This is a genomic window from Pseudomonas sp. (assembly GCF_030698175.1).
In the GTDB taxonomy this organism is placed as follows: Bacteria; Pseudomonadota; Gammaproteobacteria; order Pseudomonadales; family Pseudomonadaceae; genus Aquipseudomonas.
Genome location: NZ_JAUYNT010000017.1, coordinates 37,903 through 53,804 on the forward strand (window position 1 = coordinate 37,903; position 15,902 = coordinate 53,804).

The 15,902-nt window shown below is 58.1% G+C and carries 14 protein-coding genes and 3 pseudogenes; 8 read left to right on the plus strand and 9 right to left on the minus strand.

The window, feature by feature from the left end; translation table 11 throughout:
• Positions 1-257 precede the first annotated feature (257 nt).
• The 4 genes and pseudogenes from Q8R10_RS07960 to Q8R10_RS07975 all read right to left on the minus strand — a co-directional run.
• Positions 258-1,343, minus strand: coding sequence for an extracellular solute-binding protein (locus Q8R10_RS07960; RefSeq protein ID WP_305652659.1), 1,086 nt, complete (start codon positions 1,341-1,343; stop codon positions 258-260).
• 727 nt (positions 1,344-2,070) lie between these two features.
• Positions 2,071-3,097, minus strand: a pseudogene (locus tag Q8R10_RS07965) (IS30 family transposase).
• Positions 3,098-3,157: 60 nt separating this feature from the next.
• On the minus strand, positions 3,158-3,829 hold the full coding sequence (locus Q8R10_RS07970; RefSeq protein WP_305652660.1) for a hypothetical protein: 672 nt from the start codon (positions 3,827-3,829) through the stop codon (positions 3,158-3,160).
• A gap of 197 nt (positions 3,830-4,026) precedes the next feature.
• Positions 4,027-4,356 (minus strand): annotated as a pseudogene (locus Q8R10_RS07975) (hypothetical protein); the annotation flags it as partial.
• Positions 4,357-4,459: 103 nt separating this feature from the next.
• On the opposite strand from Q8R10_RS07975, the pseudogene Q8R10_RS07980 reads away from it, so the two are divergent.
• A pseudogene (locus tag Q8R10_RS07980) lies at positions 4,460-5,211 on the plus strand (IS5 family transposase).
• A gap of 13 nt (positions 5,212-5,224) precedes the next feature.
• Here Q8R10_RS07980 and Q8R10_RS07985 read toward each other — a convergent pair.
• A complete protein-coding gene (locus tag Q8R10_RS07985; RefSeq protein WP_305652662.1) occupies positions 5,225-5,809 on the minus strand; it encodes a TetR/AcrR family transcriptional regulator in 585 nt (194 codons plus the stop codon).
• A 145-nt stretch (positions 5,810-5,954) separates the two neighbouring features.
• Between Q8R10_RS07985 and Q8R10_RS07990 the strand changes: the two genes are divergently transcribed.
• Together Q8R10_RS07990 and gloA are read left to right on the plus strand one after the other, a co-directional pair.
• Positions 5,955-6,371, plus strand: coding sequence for a 4-oxalocrotonate tautomerase (locus Q8R10_RS07990; RefSeq protein ID WP_305652664.1), 417 nt, complete (start codon positions 5,955-5,957; stop codon positions 6,369-6,371).
• Positions 6,372-6,442: 71 nt separating this feature from the next.
• Positions 6,443-6,907 (plus strand): lactoylglutathione lyase, encoded by a 465-nt coding sequence (gloA, locus tag Q8R10_RS07995; RefSeq protein WP_305652665.1) that lies wholly within the window; start codon positions 6,443-6,445, stop codon positions 6,905-6,907.
• A 65-nt stretch (positions 6,908-6,972) separates the two neighbouring features.
• Here gloA and Q8R10_RS08000 read toward each other — a convergent pair whose 3' ends face one another.
• From Q8R10_RS08000 to gatC, 4 genes are all read right to left on the minus strand, one after another.
• On the minus strand, positions 6,973-7,347 hold the full coding sequence (locus Q8R10_RS08000; RefSeq protein WP_305652667.1) for a septal ring lytic transglycosylase RlpA family protein: 375 nt from the start codon (positions 7,345-7,347) through the stop codon (positions 6,973-6,975).
• 67 nt (positions 7,348-7,414) lie between these two features.
• Entirely contained in the window at positions 7,415-8,860 is a 1,446-nt protein-coding gene (gene gatB / locus Q8R10_RS08005) for an Asp-tRNA(Asn)/Glu-tRNA(Gln) amidotransferase subunit GatB (RefSeq protein ID WP_305652669.1), read from the minus strand.
• 218 nt (positions 8,861-9,078) lie between these two features.
• Positions 9,079-10,530, minus strand: coding sequence for an Asp-tRNA(Asn)/Glu-tRNA(Gln) amidotransferase subunit GatA (gene gatA, locus Q8R10_RS08010; RefSeq protein WP_305652960.1), 1,452 nt, complete (start codon positions 10,528-10,530; stop codon positions 9,079-9,081).
• A gap of 80 nt (positions 10,531-10,610) precedes the next feature.
• The gene (gene gatC, locus Q8R10_RS08015; RefSeq protein ID WP_305652671.1) at positions 10,611-10,898 is read right to left on the minus strand and encodes an Asp-tRNA(Asn)/Glu-tRNA(Gln) amidotransferase subunit GatC; all 288 of its coding nucleotides are present in this window, start codon (positions 10,896-10,898) and stop codon (positions 10,611-10,613) included.
• Between the two features lie 248 nt (positions 10,899-11,146).
• Here gatC and mreB point away from each other — a divergent pair, with 248 nt between their 5' ends.
• From mreB to rng, 5 genes are all read left to right on the plus strand, one after another.
• Positions 11,147-12,187: a rod shape-determining protein MreB gene (gene mreB / locus Q8R10_RS08020; protein WP_305652673.1), complete on the plus strand. Its 1,041-nt coding sequence runs from the start codon at positions 11,147-11,149 to the stop codon at positions 12,185-12,187.
• 99 nt (positions 12,188-12,286) lie between these two features.
• Positions 12,287-13,285 carry a rod shape-determining protein MreC gene (mreC, locus tag Q8R10_RS08025; RefSeq protein WP_305652962.1) on the plus strand — a complete coding sequence of 333 codons (999 nt, stop codon included), beginning with the start codon at positions 12,287-12,289 and terminating at the stop codon, positions 13,283-13,285.
• Positions 13,285-13,785 (plus strand): rod shape-determining protein MreD, encoded by a 501-nt coding sequence (mreD, locus tag Q8R10_RS08030; RefSeq protein WP_305652675.1) that lies wholly within the window; start codon positions 13,285-13,287, stop codon positions 13,783-13,785. The genes mreC and mreD overlap by 1 nt, the downstream gene beginning before the upstream one ends.
• A 29-nt stretch (positions 13,786-13,814) precedes the next feature.
• Positions 13,815-14,435 (plus strand): nucleoside triphosphate pyrophosphatase, encoded by a 621-nt coding sequence (locus Q8R10_RS08035; protein WP_305652677.1) that lies wholly within the window; start codon positions 13,815-13,817, stop codon positions 14,433-14,435.
• Positions 14,428-15,891, plus strand: a complete 1,464-nt coding sequence (gene rng, locus Q8R10_RS08040) for a ribonuclease G (protein WP_305652679.1) — start codon at positions 14,428-14,430, stop codon at positions 15,889-15,891. Before Q8R10_RS08035 ends, rng begins: the two co-directional genes overlap by 8 nt.
• The last annotated feature ends 11 nt before the right edge of the window (positions 15,892-15,902 follow it).

A 15,902-nucleotide genomic window follows, 5' to 3' on the forward strand; every position in this document is an offset into this window, starting at 1 on the left:
GACTTCGGACCAGCCTGCGGCTGTTACGGTATTCTCGGCACGCTCGCGGACCATCGTGGGAGGGGCTTTAGCCGCGATGCTTTTGCTGTTGTTTTGCGCGGTGTCCGAGCGCCGCATTTGTGTCGCTTGATCTAAGGGCGAAATAGATAGTGATGATAAATGTGCGGCGGTTAATCGTGGTCTGTCCCCAGACTTACGAGCACGCAGCCTCTTCCGCCAACCCCCTGCGGTTGCCCACTGCCGACTTTGCCATGCGCCTACTTTTTCTCCGCGGCCATAGCCGTGTCCGACATTCCCTTCATTATGTTGTCGGCGATCTTGTCGTAGGGTGGCCAGAACATCTGCGCCGAAAAGAAGTCCGCGTTGCTGTCGAGCAATGGATTTTTTTCGACCAGGGTACTTACCGAAACCATGCTCAGGCCGTTGACGACCCTGGTCTGAACTTCTTTGCCGATAAAATAGTTGGCGAATATCTCGGCCGCTTCGAGCTTTTTCCCGGTTAAATCTTTGCTGAAGTTAATGGTGTCCATCCATACCGTACTGCCCTCCTTGAATTGCACGTATTGCCAATGCCCGCCTTTGGCGTTTTCCGCCGCTATTTCTACGCCATAGCTCGCGGTCAATAACAGGTCGTCGCTATAATCAGGAACTCCATCCCAGAAATATTTCACTTGTTTGTATAGTAGGTTGGTTTGTTCTTGTGCATGTTTGTTGGTGAAATCGATTGCCTCGGTTCTTTTGCCAGCGGTCAGTAAATTATTTATATGATAGGGTGGTTTGCCCATGGCGAGCATGACAATCGCTATATTTGGCTGTATCTGTCCTTTGGATAAGGATAACTTGCCTTTCCATTTGTCACTCCACAGCTCTTTTACCGACAGTGGTAAGTCCGCGTCGCTCAGTTTTTTCATATTCGCCCAAATGCCGTAGGCCCCGCCTCCCCAGGGAATATATAGCGGCCCTTGTGCGGACATGCCCATGGGAATGTTGGTCAGGCCTTTTATGAGCTTGGCGTAGTTAGGCATTCTGGGGGATTTGCTGTCGATGGCCTGCAGTTGCTTGGAGGTTTTTTCGCCCTGCATGTTTATGTAATTGAGGGTGAGAAAAGAAACGTCGCATTGGCGACCTCTAATGATATCGAACATCTGTTCCGGTCCCGAAGCGAAGGGCTCGATGAGTTTCGCTTCTATGTCATAGCCCTGTTCTTCGAGTAGCGTGTTTACCGAAATTAAATCGGCCGGTGTGACATAACCTTCCCAGGCGAATATCCGTAAAGCCTCTTTGGCGTATACGGGGGCGGAGAGCATCATCAAGATGACTGTTAATAGCGTCATTTTTTTCATGTGTGGCTCCTCGGTTAGATAGGGGTGAAAGGCGTCCAGGAAAGTAAGTTATAGTGTCGATTGATGTGCCAAGGTTTATTTGTAGATTCGTTGTTATTGTTGAGGTTGGATTCAATTTTAAATTGTAGTTGGGGGTGTTGTTTTGGCAAGGCGGTTGCCGTATTAGGCCAATTAGCCTGCCGCTCAACCCACTGCGCAACGATTGCGTTACTCGCTTCGGGCCTGCTGAAAGGGGCGTTGTCCGGGCGCGGCTTGATTCGCTCAACGCCGCACGGTGTTGGCTTTTGATTTGGTGAAGCCAGAGGCAATTAAATATCGGCTAGACGACTCGGTCCAAATGTCCCGTCAGGAGGCCGAGTGGAGGTGCTGTGTAGAAGGGGCGTTTGGCAGGATGCCAAACGAGGCATGTTGGGTCAAGGATGGCCCGTCTTGCCGGCCCTCTGAGCAGTGCCGGAGCGAGGGGAGTCTGGCGCAGCCTGACCCGGATGTCGGGCGCGCTTATGCGAAGACCATCCATGGCCTTCGCCCTGCGGGCCGGCTAAAGCCGTCCAAATGCGCTCCCGGCGAATTTGTCTCTTTGGTTACTTTCTGCGCGAGCAAAGAGATACGGAGCGAAGCGGAGTAACAGCCACAGGCTGGCCCGAAGGGTGAGCGTAGCGAATCAAGTGACTCGTCGTAAGGGCAAAATAGATAGTGTTGGCGGTTGCAGGAGCTGAGTGCAACACGGTTATTGAATTGAAGCCGGAGCATCATGCCGCATAGCCATAGCTTCCTGCATCACCTCGCCCATGACTTCGATCGGGCATTTGAAGTCGAAGCGCTTACGCGGACGCATATTCAGTTGCAGCGCGATGGCATCCAGCTCTTCCTGGCTGTGAACCGACAGGTCTGTGCCCTTGGGCAGGTACTGGCGGATCAGGCCGTTGATGTTTTTGTTGCTGCCGCGCTGCCAAGGGCTATGAGGGTCGCAGAAAAATATCGCCACCCCGGTCTTCTGGGTTATTTCGGCGTGCCGAGCCATCTCCCGGCCTTGGTCGTAGGTCATGCTCTTGCGCATCGCCAGCGGCATGCCATTGAGCGCTGCACTGAAGCCCTCCATCGCCGAGGTCGCCGTCGCGTCGTTCATCTTCACCAGCATCAGGTAGCCACTGGTGCGCTCCACCAACGTGCCTACAGACGAGGCGTTGGCCTTACCCTTGATCAGGTCGCCTTCCCAATGCCCCGGCATCAGCCGGTCTTCGATCTCCGGCGGGCGCACATGAATGCTGATCATCTCAGGGATCTGGCCGCGCCGATCCACGCCGCCAGAGCGCGGCCGGCGCGTCGTCTTGCTTTGGCGCAGAGATGATCAGCTCCTTACGCAGCTCGCCGACCGGCAAGGCATAGATCGCGTTATAGATCGTCTCGCGACAGACGTAGGCATCTCTAAGGCTGGGAATGTTCATGTTGCGCAGCTTGCCGGCAATCTGCTCGGGAGACAAACGCTCACGCAGCATATGGGCCACCAACTCGAAGCGCTCGCTACCTGGCAACAGCTTTCGCATCGGTCGACAAACCTGGCGGCGGGCCTGCATCTGTTGTTGAGCTACACGGGCCGAGTAGCCGCCGAAGGCATCTCGATTACGGCGCAGCTCCCGGCTGATGGTCGAGGGAGATCTGTTGATCAGACGAGCAATCCTGCGCAGGCTGAAGCCTTGAGCATGACCGATTTGAATGGTGGCGCGTTCTTCAACGCTGAGTTCGGTATAAGACATAGGGGCAGCACCGTACCGGAAAGGTCAGGTGTTGCACTCAGCTTTTGCCGCCGCCGTGTGTTACTCGCTTAAGTTTGAGATTCCTCTAATAATTAATGCAATCTCATCATTTTTATTTGCAATTAGGCCGTGCTCTCTGCAATTAAATTTAGCGGTGGTTGTTTTGAATGTTATCTTTTGGCCAGTGCTCTTGTTAGTGCATTGTGCGCTGATTGGGGTCATGCCTATGCTTAGTGCGCCAATTACCGGGTGTAAGTTGTAGGTTAGTGTTCCGCGCAGGGCCGGTACGGCCCCTTCGCAGTGCTGTTCAAATGTAGCGCTTAGCGATTTCAAAGTGCCGCCAGTGTCGTAGCTAACGTCGCTCACATTAAAGCTTCCGGTCAGTGTGTTGCAGCCTCGGCCGTTGCCACTAAAGTCCAGTCCGGGATAGGTGGTTTTTTGAAAGGGGAAGCGTTCCGCACCTTTATACAATCCGGGTTTTAATTTTTCATTGTTTGGGGCTGCTAGGTTTAATGTCCACCAAGATGTTGTTCCGGTGTTGATGTTTACAGTAATGCCGTTGTTGTAATTTCCGGAATACTTAAATGTAGTAAGTTTGTCAGTGTAGGTGCTGTTAATGCCGCCGCCAATGTAGTCACCTTTGTCACTTTTTAATACTAATATGCTTTCGGCTAATGCTGTTTGGCTGACTGTTGCTAGTAGTGCTAAGATTGAGGCGCTTAAGATTTTCATGGTTACTTCCTTGATAGTATTTTAATTGTGCGTCCATGCATGCATAAGTTGTGCGCTCAAGCATATCAATGGATGTTGGTTGGTTAATTTTAGTCGTGACTTGCCCCATTTCTGGCGCGCGGCAACGCTATCATGGCTTGTTGGTGGGTGTCGATGTTGGGAGGGGTTATGCTTGTGAGCTGTCTTCCATTTGACACTCAAACGCCGGGCATGCCCGGCGTTGTGTCGCGTGATGCCGCTGGGGCTTCGCCCTCCAGTTTGCTTTTCAGCAGCTGGTTGACCTGGCCTGGGTTGGCTTTGCCTTTGGAAACTTTCATTGCCTGGCCGACGAAGAAGCCGAACATCTTGCCGCGCTTGGCTTCGTCTGCCGCACGGTATTGCCCGACCTGTTCGGCGTTGGCGGCGAGCATTCCATCCTGCATCGATTCGATGGCGCCGCTGTCGGTGACCTGCTTGAGGCCGCGGGTTTCGATCACCTGGTCGGCGCTGCCTTCGCCATTAGCCATGGCTTCAAAGGCTATTTTCGCAATTTGGCTCGAAGGTGGAGAATAAATCAGTGCTTCCCTAGGGGGCGTTCTCATTTGAGCTAAGCAGGTCCATCCGATACCCTTGGTCTATTTGGGGCAACTGATGGGCCGCTATAGGCTGCGTGACGATCAATGGGAGCGCATCAAGGAACTGCTGCCGGGTAAAGCCAGCGACCGAGGCGCGACCGCCCGCGATAACCGCCAGTTTGTAGAGGTCGTACTCTGGATTGCCCGAACTGGCGCGCCCTGGCGGGATCTACCTGAAACCTACGGTCACTGGCATCGGGTCTATGTGCGTTATAACCGCTGGTCACGCAAGGGTGTTTGGTTACAGATCATGGCATCGCTTGCGGCTGACGCTGACCTAGAACACCTGATGGTGGATGGCAGCATAGTGCGCGTTCATCAGCATGGTGCGGCAAAAAAACATGTCAGGACGCCGAAGCCATGGGCAAGTCCAGAGGCGGACTAAGCACCAAGATTCATGCGGTCGTCGATGCCCTGGGGAATCCTGTACGCCTGCTGCTGACGCCCGGACAAGCCTCTGAATATGGCCAAGCCGAAGCGTTGCTCGAAGGTTTTACGCCCGAAGCGGTATTGGCAGACAAAGGTTACGACTCAGACGCCTTCGTGGAGTTGATACAGCGCAGTGGGGCTGAAGCCGTCATCCCCTCAAGAGGGAGTCGTCTGAAGCCTCGAAAGCTGGATCGACATATCTACAAAGCACGTAATCTAGTGGAGCGTTTTTTCCAGAAACTGAAGCAGTAACGCCGTATCGCTACTAGGTATGAGCGACTGGCAAGAAACTACCAGTCGATGCTGAGCCTTGTATCAGTCGTCATATGGCTGGCCTGATTGAGAGCGCCCCCTAGATGCCCGCCGTGGTCTGAGTCGGCAGCAGTACGCGCTCTGTTGCGTCCGTTATTTGCTCGGCCACCGCCGTATCGCTCACCGCTCGGGCGAGGGTGACCGCGCCGACTAGCGTGGCCAGGGCGGCCATTGCCGCACCGACATCGGCTGGTGCGTCCGCGGCTGCCGGCCCGTTTGCGACTAGAGTCGCGACCGCAAGCAGCTCAGCCTCGAACTCTGCCCGGGCTGTCGCATCGGAGCGCGCTACTTCGGGGGCGAGGCTTTGCAAGGCGCAACTTTCGGGTAGCTCGCACTTGCGCTTGGCACCCAAGTAAAAATGCACGAACTCTGCCCACCAGGCCGGCCCGAAGCTTGTCTGGAAATGGCGTACGCCGTCCTTGAGGTCCGACATACCCTGCCCGACGGACTCACGGAACGCGGCGGCCTTGGAGTCGAAGTGCGCATAGAAGGCACCGGAGGTGACTCCGGCCTCTTTCGCCAAGCCATCGACACCTATGCCACCAAATCCACCTTGGCGAAAGCCGCGCCCCGCCGCCTCGAGGATGCGCTGGCGAGTTTGTAGTTTTTGTGCGGATCGAGACACGGACTCACCCATAGCTTGAGGTTTATGAGCTGAAATTATACTTGGTCAAGTAACGATCGTTATGTATATTCGAATAGCGGTCGTTATCTTAACTGCCGTTCTGGTCGCTGGAGCGACGAACTCATCCGTTTACAGGAGTACTGCAATGCCTCTTACCCTTACAGTCACCGAAGGCGTTTTACCCAGCGGCAGCGAGAAAGTCGCCTTCGCCCGCCTGTCAGACGCCATGTTGAAATGGCACGGATTGACCGGTAACTCGGTCATGACTCCCAATGTTGTGGGCGCTATCCATGTGCTTAGCATGGAAAACACCTTTTCCGGATCTAAGGAGACGCCGGTGGTTTTTATCGAGTGGAAGGTGCCCTCTTTTGCGTTTGCCAGTCGTGAGGTGCAGCAGGGCTACTTCGAGGAGGCGACCAACATCATTCATGAACTGTCGGGCGGCAAGCAGCCCAAGGAGCACATCTGGATCAATGTCGTACATGCCGTGGACGGGGCTTGGGGGATTGCCGGCTCGGCGCTGACCAATGCGCAACTGGGTGAGGCCATCGCTCAGGGCTGAGTAAGGTCAACCGGCAAGCAAGTGGCGAAATATCTCGCCGCTTGCTTGCCGTCCAAAATCCCGGAGCGGTTATGACATCACTTCAAGGCATTGACTGCAGTGTGCAGCCCTATCACTTGCTGCATTGCATGCTGCGGGTTGCGGATCTTGAGCGTTCGCTGGCGTTTTACTGCGGGTTGCTCGGCATGCGCTTATTGCGCCGGGAGGAATATCCCGCCGGACGCTTCACCTTGGCGTTCGTTGGTTATGGCGCCGAACACGCCGGAGCGGTACTTGAACTCACCTACAACTGGGATAGTGGCGGTTATGAACTGGGCTCAGCCTTTGGCCATATTGGGCTCGCCGTAGCCGAGTTGCGATCAACCTGCGCAGCGCTCGCAGCGCAGGGGGTGAAGGTATTGCGCGAGCCTGGGCCGATGATATTCAGTGCCATCAAGTCTGCTGCGCCAGAGGTTATTGCCTTTATCGAAGACCCAGACGGCTATCAGATTGAGCTGATTGAAGTTCGCCCAATACCGGTGCCAGAAGTCACTTAGTGCAGGGCATTCGAATGACTCTGTTGGTGAGGCTACGTTGAATCAATCAGCGGCATGGCCCGCTGTCACTCGACACTTTCCACCCGCACCGGTGCTACGCCTGAACGCAGCATGTCGAGTTGTTGGGCGGCTTTGCGGGAGAGGTCGATGATGCGGCGGCGGGCGTAGGGGCCGCGGTCGTTGATGCGCACCAATACGCTTTTGTCGTTATTGAGGTTGGTGACCCGCACGCGGGTGCCGAAGGGCAGTGTGCGGTGGGCGGCGGTCAGTTGGTTCTGGTCGAAGCGCTCGCCGCTGGCGGTGCGGTTGCCTTGGTGTTTGGCGCCGTAATAAGACGCCTCGCCTTCGGCGCTGTAGCCGCCCTGGTCAGTGCCGAAGGGCAGCCAGGAGCAGCCGCTGAGCAGGCCAAACAAGCTGCTGATAATCAGTGCGCGCCACATAAGCCTATCTCCTAAAAGTGCAACGCCGGGCATGCCCGGCGTTGTGTTGTGTGATGACGCTGTGAGCTTAGCCCTCCAGCTTGCTTTTCAGCAGCTGGTTGACTTGCCCGGGGTTGGCTTTGCCTTTGGAGACTTTCATCGCCTGGCCGACGAAGAAGCCGAACATTTTGCCGCGCTTGGCTTCGTCGGCGGCGCGGTATTGCTCGACCTGTTCGGCGTTGGCGGCGAGCATTTCATCCAGCATCGATTCGATGGCGCCGCTGTCGGTAACTTGCTTGAGGCCGCGGGCTTCGATCACCTGATCGGCGCTGCCTTCGCCATTGGCCATGGCCTCAAAGACCATCTTGGCGATTTTGCCGCTGATGGTGTTGTCTTTGATGCGCAGGATCATGCCGCCCAGTTGCTCGGCGGTCACCGGCGACTGGTCGATCTCCAGGCTGTCTTTATTCAGCAGGCTGGACAGCTCGCCCATCACCCAGTTGGCGGCCAGTTTGGCGTCGTCGCATGTGGCGTTGACGGCTTCGAAGTAGTTGGCCAGTTCGCGGGTGCTGGCCAGGACGTCGGCGTCGTAGGCGGACAGGCCGAATTGCGCCTCGAAGCGCTCGCGCTTTTGCACCGGCAACTCCGGCAGGCTGGCGCGGATTTCGTCCAGCAGGCTCTGCTCGATCACCACCGGCAACAGGTCGGGGCAGGGGAAGTAACGGTAGTCGTTGGCTTCCTCTTTGCTGCGCATGGAGCGGGTTTCGTCTTTGTTTGGGTCGTACAGGCGGGTTTCCTGTACCACCTTGCCGCCGTCTTCGATCAGTTCGATCTGCCGCTGCACTTCATGGTTGATGGCTTTTTCGATAAAGCGGAAGGAGTTGACGTTCTTGATCTCGGCGCGGGTGCCGTAGGCGGCCTGGCCGACCGGGCGTACCGAGACGTTGCAGTCGCAACGCAGCGAGCCTTCGGCCATGTTGCCGTCGCAAATCTCCAGGTAACGCACCAGGGCGTGCATGGCTTTGACGTAGGCGACCGCCTCTTTGGCGCTGCGGATATCCGGCTCGGAGACGATTTCCAGCAGCGGGGTGCCGGCGCGATTGAGGTCGATGCCGGTCATACCGTGGAAATCTTCGTGCAGGCTCTTGCCGGCGTCTTCTTCCAAGTGTGCGCGGGTGATGCCGATGCGCTTGACCGTGCCGTCTTCGAGGGTGATGTCGAGGAAGCCCTTGCCGACGATCGGGTGATCCATCTGGCTGGTCTGGTAGCCCTTGGGCAGGTCGGGATAGAAGTAGTTCTTGCGGGCAAAAATGTTGCGTTCGGCGATATGGGCGTCAATCGCCAGGCCGAACTTGCAGGCCATGCGCACCGCTTCGGCATTCAGTACCGGCAGCGTGCCGGGCATGCCCAGATCAACCAGGCTGGCCTGGGTGTTGGGCTCGGCGCCGAAGGTGGTGGCGCTGGCGGAGAAAATCTTCGACTTGGTGCTGAGCTGGGCGTGGATTTCCAAGCCTATAACGGTTTCCCATTGCATGTGTGTCGTCCTCAGAAGCCAGTCGGTGCTTGGGTGTACCAGGCAGTGATCTGCTGGTGCTGAACTGGGCGTGGATTTCCAGAGCGATCATTCACAGTTTGCCATTGCATGTCAGTGCTCCTCAGAAGCCGCTCGGGGCTTGGGCTTGTGTGTAGTAGGCAGTGACCTGCTGGTACTGAGCAGTGCGTGGATAGTTTCCCATTGCATATGCGTCGTCCTCAGAAGCCAGTCGGGGCTTGGGTGTGCCAGGCAGTGACCTGCTGGTATTGGTGGGCGACATTCAGCAGGCGGCCTTCCTGGAAGTACGGCGCGAGCAATTGCACGCCTACCGGCAAGCCATCGACGAAGCCTGCGGGCATCGACAAGCCGGGGATGCCGGCGAGGTTGGCGGTGATGGTGTAGATGTCTTCCAGGTACTGGGCGACCGGGTCGTTGTTTTTCTCGCCGAGCTTCCAGGCCGGGTTCGGCGTGGTCGGGCTGAGGATCACGTCGACTTCCTGGAAGGCGGCAACGAAATCGTTTTTGATCAGGCGGCGAATCTTCTGCGCTTGCAGGTAGTAAGCGTCGTAGTAGCCGGCCGACAGCGCGTAGGCACCGACCAGAATGCGCCGCTTCACTTCATCGCCAAAACCTTCGGCGCGCGAGCGCTTATAGAGGTCTTCGAGGTTTTGCGGGTTCTCGCAACGATAGCCAAACCGCACTCCGTCGAAGCGCGACAGATTGGAGCTGGCCTCGGCCGGGGCTATCACGTAGTAGGCGGCAATCGCGTGCTGGGTGTTGGGCAGGCTGATGTCTTTGACCGTGGCGCCGAGTTTTTTCAGCTCCTCGACCACTGCCAAGGTGGCGGCGGCGATGCGACCGTCCAGACCGGCGGCGAAGTATTCCTTCGGCAAGCCGATGCGCAGGCCTTTGAGCGGCAAGTTCAGGGCGGCCAGGTAATCATCCAGCGGTTGCTCGACGCTGGTGGAATCTTTCGGATCGAAACCGGCCATGGCCTGCAGCAGCAAGGCGCAGTCGGAGGCGGAGCGCGCCAGTGGGCCGGCTTGGTCGAGGCTGGAGGCGTAGGCGATCATGCCCCAGCGCGAGACGCGGCCGTAGGTCGGCTTGATGCCGGTGAGGTTGGTAAGTGCGGCGGGCTGGCGGATCGAACCGCCGGTGTCGGTGCCAGTCGCGGCCGGCAACAAGCGCGCGGCCACGGCGGCGGCCGAACCACCGGAGGATCCGCCGGGTACGCGGGTCAGATCCCAGGGGTTTTTCACTGCGCCGTAGTGACTCGACTCGTTGGCCGAGCCCATGGCGAACTCGTCCATGTTCAGCTTGCCGAGGGTTACGCAACCAGCGTCGGCGAGTTTCTCCACCACTGTGGCGTTGTAGGGCGCGATAAAGTTGTCGAGCATCTTCGAGCCGCAACTGGTGCGCACGCCCTGGGTGCAAAACAGGTCTTTATGGGCGATTGGCGCACCCAGCAGCGCGCCGGTTTCACCATTGGCGCGACGGGCATCGGCGGCCTTGGCTTGGCTCAGGGCCAGCTCTTCGGTGACGCTGATAAAGCTGTTGAGTTGCGGGTCCAGCGCCTTGATGCGGGCCAGCAGGTGGCTGCTCAGCTCGCTGGCGGAGAATTCTTTGGCGGCCAGGGCACGGCTGATGTCGGTCAGGCTGAGTTGGTGCATATCCATTATTCGATCACCTTGGGAATCAGGAATAGATTTCGCGGCTTCCACGGCGAGCAGTCGCTGAGCATGGTCATTATTTACTCGATCACCTTAGGAACCAGAAACAGGCCCGCTTCAACGGCCGGGGCTATGGCTTGGTAAGCCTCGCGCTGATTGGTTTCGGTGACCTGATCGGCACGCAGTCGTTGGGTGGCTTCCAGTGGGTGAGCCAAGGGCTCGACGCCGCTGGTATCGACGGCCTGCATGGCATCGATCAAGCCGAGGATGTTATTGAGGGTCGCGGTGGTACTCGGGATATCGGCTTCATTCAGGCCAATTCGGGCCAAGTGAGCGATTTTTTCCACGTCGCAGCGTTCAAGCGCCATCGGGGATACTCCAATAAAACAGCCGGCGCGAAGGGCGAGCAGCTGATTAGGCAAAAAAACTTACGGGCGGTAAATGCAGTGCACTCAGCCGACATTGGCGGGCAAAAGCCGGGATGGGGCTGCAAGACAGCTAAAAAGCGGCAATCTAACATATTGCCGCCTTGCCCAAAATCCCCGTGGTTGTTAGAGTTTGCGGCACTTTTTTACCTGCGCATGTTTACCTGCGCGCTGCTTAAGGCTCCTTACCCATGTTTAAGAAATTGCGTGGCATGTTTTCCAGCGATCTGTCGATCGACTTGGGTACTGCCAACACCCTGATTTATGTACGCGATCGCGGCATCGTGCTGAATGAGCCTTCGGTCGTTGCTATTCGTACCAGCGGCAATAACCAGAAAAGCGTGGTGGCAGTCGGCACCGACGCCAAGCGCATGCTCGGCCGTACCCCCGGCAACATCGCCGCCATCCGCCCGATGAAAGACGGCGTGATCGCCGACTTCAGCGTGTGCGAAAAAATGCTCCAGTACTTTATCAACAAAGTGCACGAGAACAGCTTTCTGCAGCCAAGCCCACGGGTACTGATTTGCGTACCGTGCAAGTCCACCCAGGTGGAACGTCGGGCCATTCGTGAGTCGGCGATTGGCGCCGGTGCCCGCGAAGTGTTTCTGATTGAAGAACCCATGGCCGCAGCTATCGGTGCCGGCTTGCCGGTGGATGAAGCGCGCGGTTCGATGGTGGTCGACATCGGCGGCGGCACCACGGAAATCGCCCTGATTTCGCTCAATGGCGTGGTTTACGGTGAATCCGTACGGGTTGGTGGCGACCGTTTCGATGAGGCGATCATCACCTATGTACGTCGCAACTACGGCAGCCTGATCGGCGAGTCGACTGCCGAGCGGATCAAGCAAGAAATCGGCACCGCCTTCCCAGGTGGCGAGCTGCGTGAAGTTGACGTGCGTGGCCGTAACCTGGCCGAAGGCGTACCGCGCAGCTTTACCCTGAACTCCAACGAAGTACTGGAAGCCTTGCAAGAATCCCTGGCGACCATAGTGCAGTCGGTTAAGAGTGCCCTCGAGCAGTCGCCGCCGGAGTTGGCTTCGGACATCGCCGAGCGCGGCATAGTGCTGACTGGTGGTGGCGCCTTGCTGCGCGATCTGGACAAATTGCTCTCGCAAGAAACCGGTTTGCCGGTCATCGTTGCCGAAGACCCGCTGACCTGTGTGGCCCGTGGCGGCGGCATGGCGCTGGAGATGATGGACCGCAACACCATGGATCTGCTCTCCGCCGAGTAAGCCATAGGCTGCAAACTAAGGCGCCACGCTGGAGACGGTCTGGCGCTGCTTCTAGTTTGCGGCTAACAGCTTGAGGTTTGCCGCTGCAAGGAGCTCACCATCAAACCGCTATTTGCCAAGGGACCTTCACTGGGCGTGCGCCTATTGGTGCTGACCGTGCTTTCGGTCACGCTGATGCTGGTCGATGCGCGCCTGGCCGCCCTCAAGCCGCTGCGCAGTCAGCTCGGGCTGGTGCTCACGCCCTTTTATTGGGTGGCGGATCTGCCGACGCGGCTCTGGCAAGGCGTCAACCAGCAGGTCAGTAGCCACAGCGAGCTGCTCGCCGAGAACGAAAAGCTCAAAGCCGAAGCCTTGCTGATGCAGCGTCGCCTGCAAAAGCTGGCCACCTTGATCGAGCAAAACGTCCGTCTGCGCGAGCTGCTGAACTCCTCGGCGCTGGTGGACGATCAGGTGCTGGTGGGCGAGTTGATTGGCGTCGACCCCAATCCCTTCACCCAGCGTTTGTTGATCGATAAGGGTGAAAAGGACGGCGTGTTTCTCGGTCAGCCGGTGCTCGATGCGCGTGGTTTGATGGGCCAGGTGGTTGAGGTGATGCCCTACTCCTCGCGAGTCCTGCTGCTGACTGACACCACCCACAGCATCCCGGTCCAGGTCAATCGCAACGGCTTGCGGGCGATTGCCAGCGGCACCGGTAATCCGGAACGCCTCGAACTGCGTCATGTGGCCGATACCGCCGATATTAAAGAAGGTGATCTGCTGGTCAGCTCCGGCCTCGGCCAGCGCTTCCCGGCCGGTTATCCGGTGGCAACGGTGAAAGAAGTGATTCACGACACCGGCCAGCCCTTCGCGATTATTCGCGCCGAACCCACCGCGGCGCTGAACCGTAGCCGTTATGTGCTGCTGGTGTTCACCGATAAGCGCAGCCCCGAGCAGCGCGCCACCGATGCCGCTTTGGCTCAGGAGGCCGCCGACAAAGTGGGCGTGGCCGCTGCCATTGCCGCACCAGGCGCCAGCGCCGCGCCAGCCCCTAGTCCGGCGCCAACTAAACCGGTGGGTGCTGCGCCAGTTAAACCTGTTGTGCCTGCGGGGACTCACTGATGGTCGGCGTACGTCCACGTAATGCTTGGGTTATTTGGTGCAGCTTTGCCGTGGCGTTGCTGCTGAGTGTGGCGCCGCTGCCAGGCTTTATGGACAGCGCGCGACCGCTTTGGCTGGCGTTGTTCGTCACCTACTGGACGCTGGAGCTGCCGCATCGCGTCGGTATGACCAGTGCCTGGTTGCTGGGCTTGGCCGCCGACGTGCTGACGGGCTCTTTGCTGGGCCTGAATGCGCTGGTTTTGACCTTCATTACTTTTTTGGTGTTGAGCCTGCATCAGCGCTTGCGGATGTTTCCGCTCTGGCAGCAAAGCCTGGTGTTGTTGGTGGTGTTTGGTTTGGCGCAGTTGATCCAGTTGTGGCTGAACGCCCTGACCGGTAACCGTCCACCGCCGTCGATGAGCGTCATCACCTTCTTGTTGCCGGCGCTGATCAGTGCGCTGCTGTGGCCTTGGGTATTCGCTCTGTTGCGCGCCATTCGCCTGCGCTTAAGCGTTAACTAGCATCGTCGCCACCACCGGGAGCGGTCTGCATGAACCGGCTTTATCTGGCCTCGGGCTCGCCGCGGCGGCGTGAATTGCTGACGCAAATCGGCGTGCCCTTTACCGCGCTGGCCACCAGCATTGATGAAACTCCGCTAGCCGCCGAGCCCGCCGAGATGTATGTCGAGCGTTTGGCGCGGGCTAAGGCCCAGGCTGGTTTGGCAGCGCTGGCCAGCCCACTTGGCGCTGTGGTGCTGGGCGCCGACACCAGTGTGGTGTTGCACGGGCAAATTCTCGGTAAACCGCTGGACCGTGCCGATGCGCAGGCCATGCTGACGGCATTGTCGGGCCACACCCATCAAGTGCTAACTGCCGTGGCGTTGGCCAGCAGCGAGCGCTGTGAAGTGCGCCTGGTCAGTAGTCAGGTCAGCTTTCGCGTCCTCAGTGCGGCTGAAATCGAGGCCTATTGGGCCAGTGGCGAACCACAGGATAAAGCTGGCAGTTATGCCATCCAGGGCTTGGCGGCGGTGTTTGTCAGTCACCTTGAAGGCAGTTTTTCGGCGGTAGTTGGCTTGCCAGTGTGCGAGACTGCGGCATTGCTCGCCGATTTCGGCATCCCTTATTGGCAGCGCCTAGACACATCTTCTATGAGTGAAGCCTCGCATGAGTGAAGAGATTCTGATCAATATCACGCCGATGGAATCGCGCGTGGCGGTGGTAGAAAACGGTGTTCTGCAGGAAGTGCATGTTGAGCGCACCCAGCGCCGCGGCATTGTCGGCAATATCTACAAAGGCAAGGTGGTGCGGGTGTTGCCCGGCATGCAAGCGGCCTTTGTCGATATTGGTTTGGAGCGCGCCGGCTTTATTCATGTCGGCGAAATCGCCACGCGCGATGGCAATACAGCGACCAACGAAACCATCAGCGCCTTGGTGCATGAGGGCCAGAGTCTGGTGGTGCAGGTCACCAAAGATCCGATTGGCACCAAGGGCGCACGCCTGACCACCCAGTTGTCGATCCCGTCGCGCTATTTGGTGTACATGCCGCGCACCAGCCACGTCGGCATTTCCCTGAAGATTGAAGAGGAAGCCGAGCGCGATCGCCTCAAGCAGGTGGTGGCCGAGTGCATCGCCGCCGAAGGGATTGCCGAGGTCGGCGGCTTCATCCTGCGCACCGCCGCAGAAGGCGCTGGCGCCGATGAAATCCTCATGGATATTCGTTACGTGCGCAGGCTTTGGGAACAAATTCGCGGACAGATGCAAACCGCCTCGAGCCCGAGTGTGATTTACCAAGACCTGAGCCTGGCCTTTCGCACCCTGCGTGATCTGGTTAGCCCGCGGATCGAGAAGGTGCGCATCGACTCGCGCGAGACCTTCCAGAAAATCGTGCAGTTCGTCGATGAGCTGATGCCCGAGATCGCCGGGCGCCTGGAGCATTATCCGGGTGAACGGCCGATCTTCGACCTGTATGGCGTCGAGGATGAGGTGCAAAAGGCCTTGGAGCGCAAAGTACCGCTCAAATCCGGCGGCTACCTGATCATCGATCCAGCCGAGGCGATGAGCACCATCGATGTGAACACCGGCGCCTTTGTCGGCCATCGCAACCTCGAAGAAACCATCTTCAAGACCAATCTCGAGGCCGCCATCACCATTGCCCGGCAGCTGCGCCTGCGCAATCTAGGTGGCATCATCATCATCGACTTCATCGACATGGAAGACGAAGAGCATCAGCGGCAAGTGTTGCGCACACTGGAGAAGCAGCTCGAACGCGATCACGCCAAGACCAATATGCTCGGCATCACCGAGCTGGGCCTGGTGCAGATGACCCGCAAACGCACCCGCGAGAGCCTGGAGCAGGTGCTCTGTGAGCCCTGCAGCAGTTGTCAGGGGCGCGGCAAGCTGAAAACCCCGGAGACCATCTGCTACGAGATTTTCCGCGAGCTGCTGCGTGAAGCCCGCGCCTATCAGGCCGGCGCTTATCTGGTGCTGGCCAATCAAAAGGTCATCGACCGGCTGCTCGATGAAGAGTCGGGCAACGTGGCCGATCTGGAAGGCTTTATTGGCCGCACCATCAAGTTTCAGGTGGAAAGCATGTACTCCCAGGAGCAATACGATGTCGTACTGCTCTGAGGCCCGATTTT

Bases quoted from the DNA above. Each gene is read 5' to 3' on its own strand.
- Q8R10_RS07960 (WP_305652659.1), bottom strand. From the start codon at position 1,343: ATGAAAAAAATGACGCTATTAACAGTCATCTTGATGATGCTCTCCGCC.
- Q8R10_RS08000 (WP_305652667.1), bottom strand. From the start codon at position 7,347: ATGTGGCGCGCACTGATTATCAGCAGCTTGTTTGGCCTGCTCAGCGGC.
- Q8R10_RS07970 (WP_305652660.1), bottom strand. From the start codon at position 3,829: ATGAAAATCTTAAGCGCCTCAATCTTAGCACTACTAGCAACAGTCAGC.
- gatC (WP_305652671.1), bottom strand. From the start codon at position 10,898: ATGGCGCTTGAACGCTGCGACGTGGAAAAAATCGCTCACTTGGCCCGA.
- gloA (WP_305652665.1), top strand. From the start codon at position 6,443: ATGACATCACTTCAAGGCATTGACTGCAGTGTGCAGCCCTATCACTTG.
- gatB (WP_305652669.1), bottom strand. From the start codon at position 8,860: ATGCAATGGGAAACCGTTATAGGCTTGGAAATCCACGCCCAGCTCAGC.
- Q8R10_RS08035 (WP_305652677.1), top strand. From the start codon at position 13,815: ATGAACCGGCTTTATCTGGCCTCGGGCTCGCCGCGGCGGCGTGAATTG.
- mreB (WP_305652673.1), top strand. From the start codon at position 11,147: ATGTTTAAGAAATTGCGTGGCATGTTTTCCAGCGATCTGTCGATCGAC.
- gatA (WP_305652960.1), bottom strand. From the start codon at position 10,530: ATGCACCAACTCAGCCTGACCGACATCAGCCGTGCCCTGGCCGCCAAA.
- Q8R10_RS07990 (WP_305652664.1), top strand. From the start codon at position 5,955: ATGCCTCTTACCCTTACAGTCACCGAAGGCGTTTTACCCAGCGGCAGC.
- mreD (WP_305652675.1), top strand. From the start codon at position 13,285: ATGGTCGGCGTACGTCCACGTAATGCTTGGGTTATTTGGTGCAGCTTT.
- rng (WP_305652679.1), top strand. From the start codon at position 14,428: ATGAGTGAAGAGATTCTGATCAATATCACGCCGATGGAATCGCGCGTG.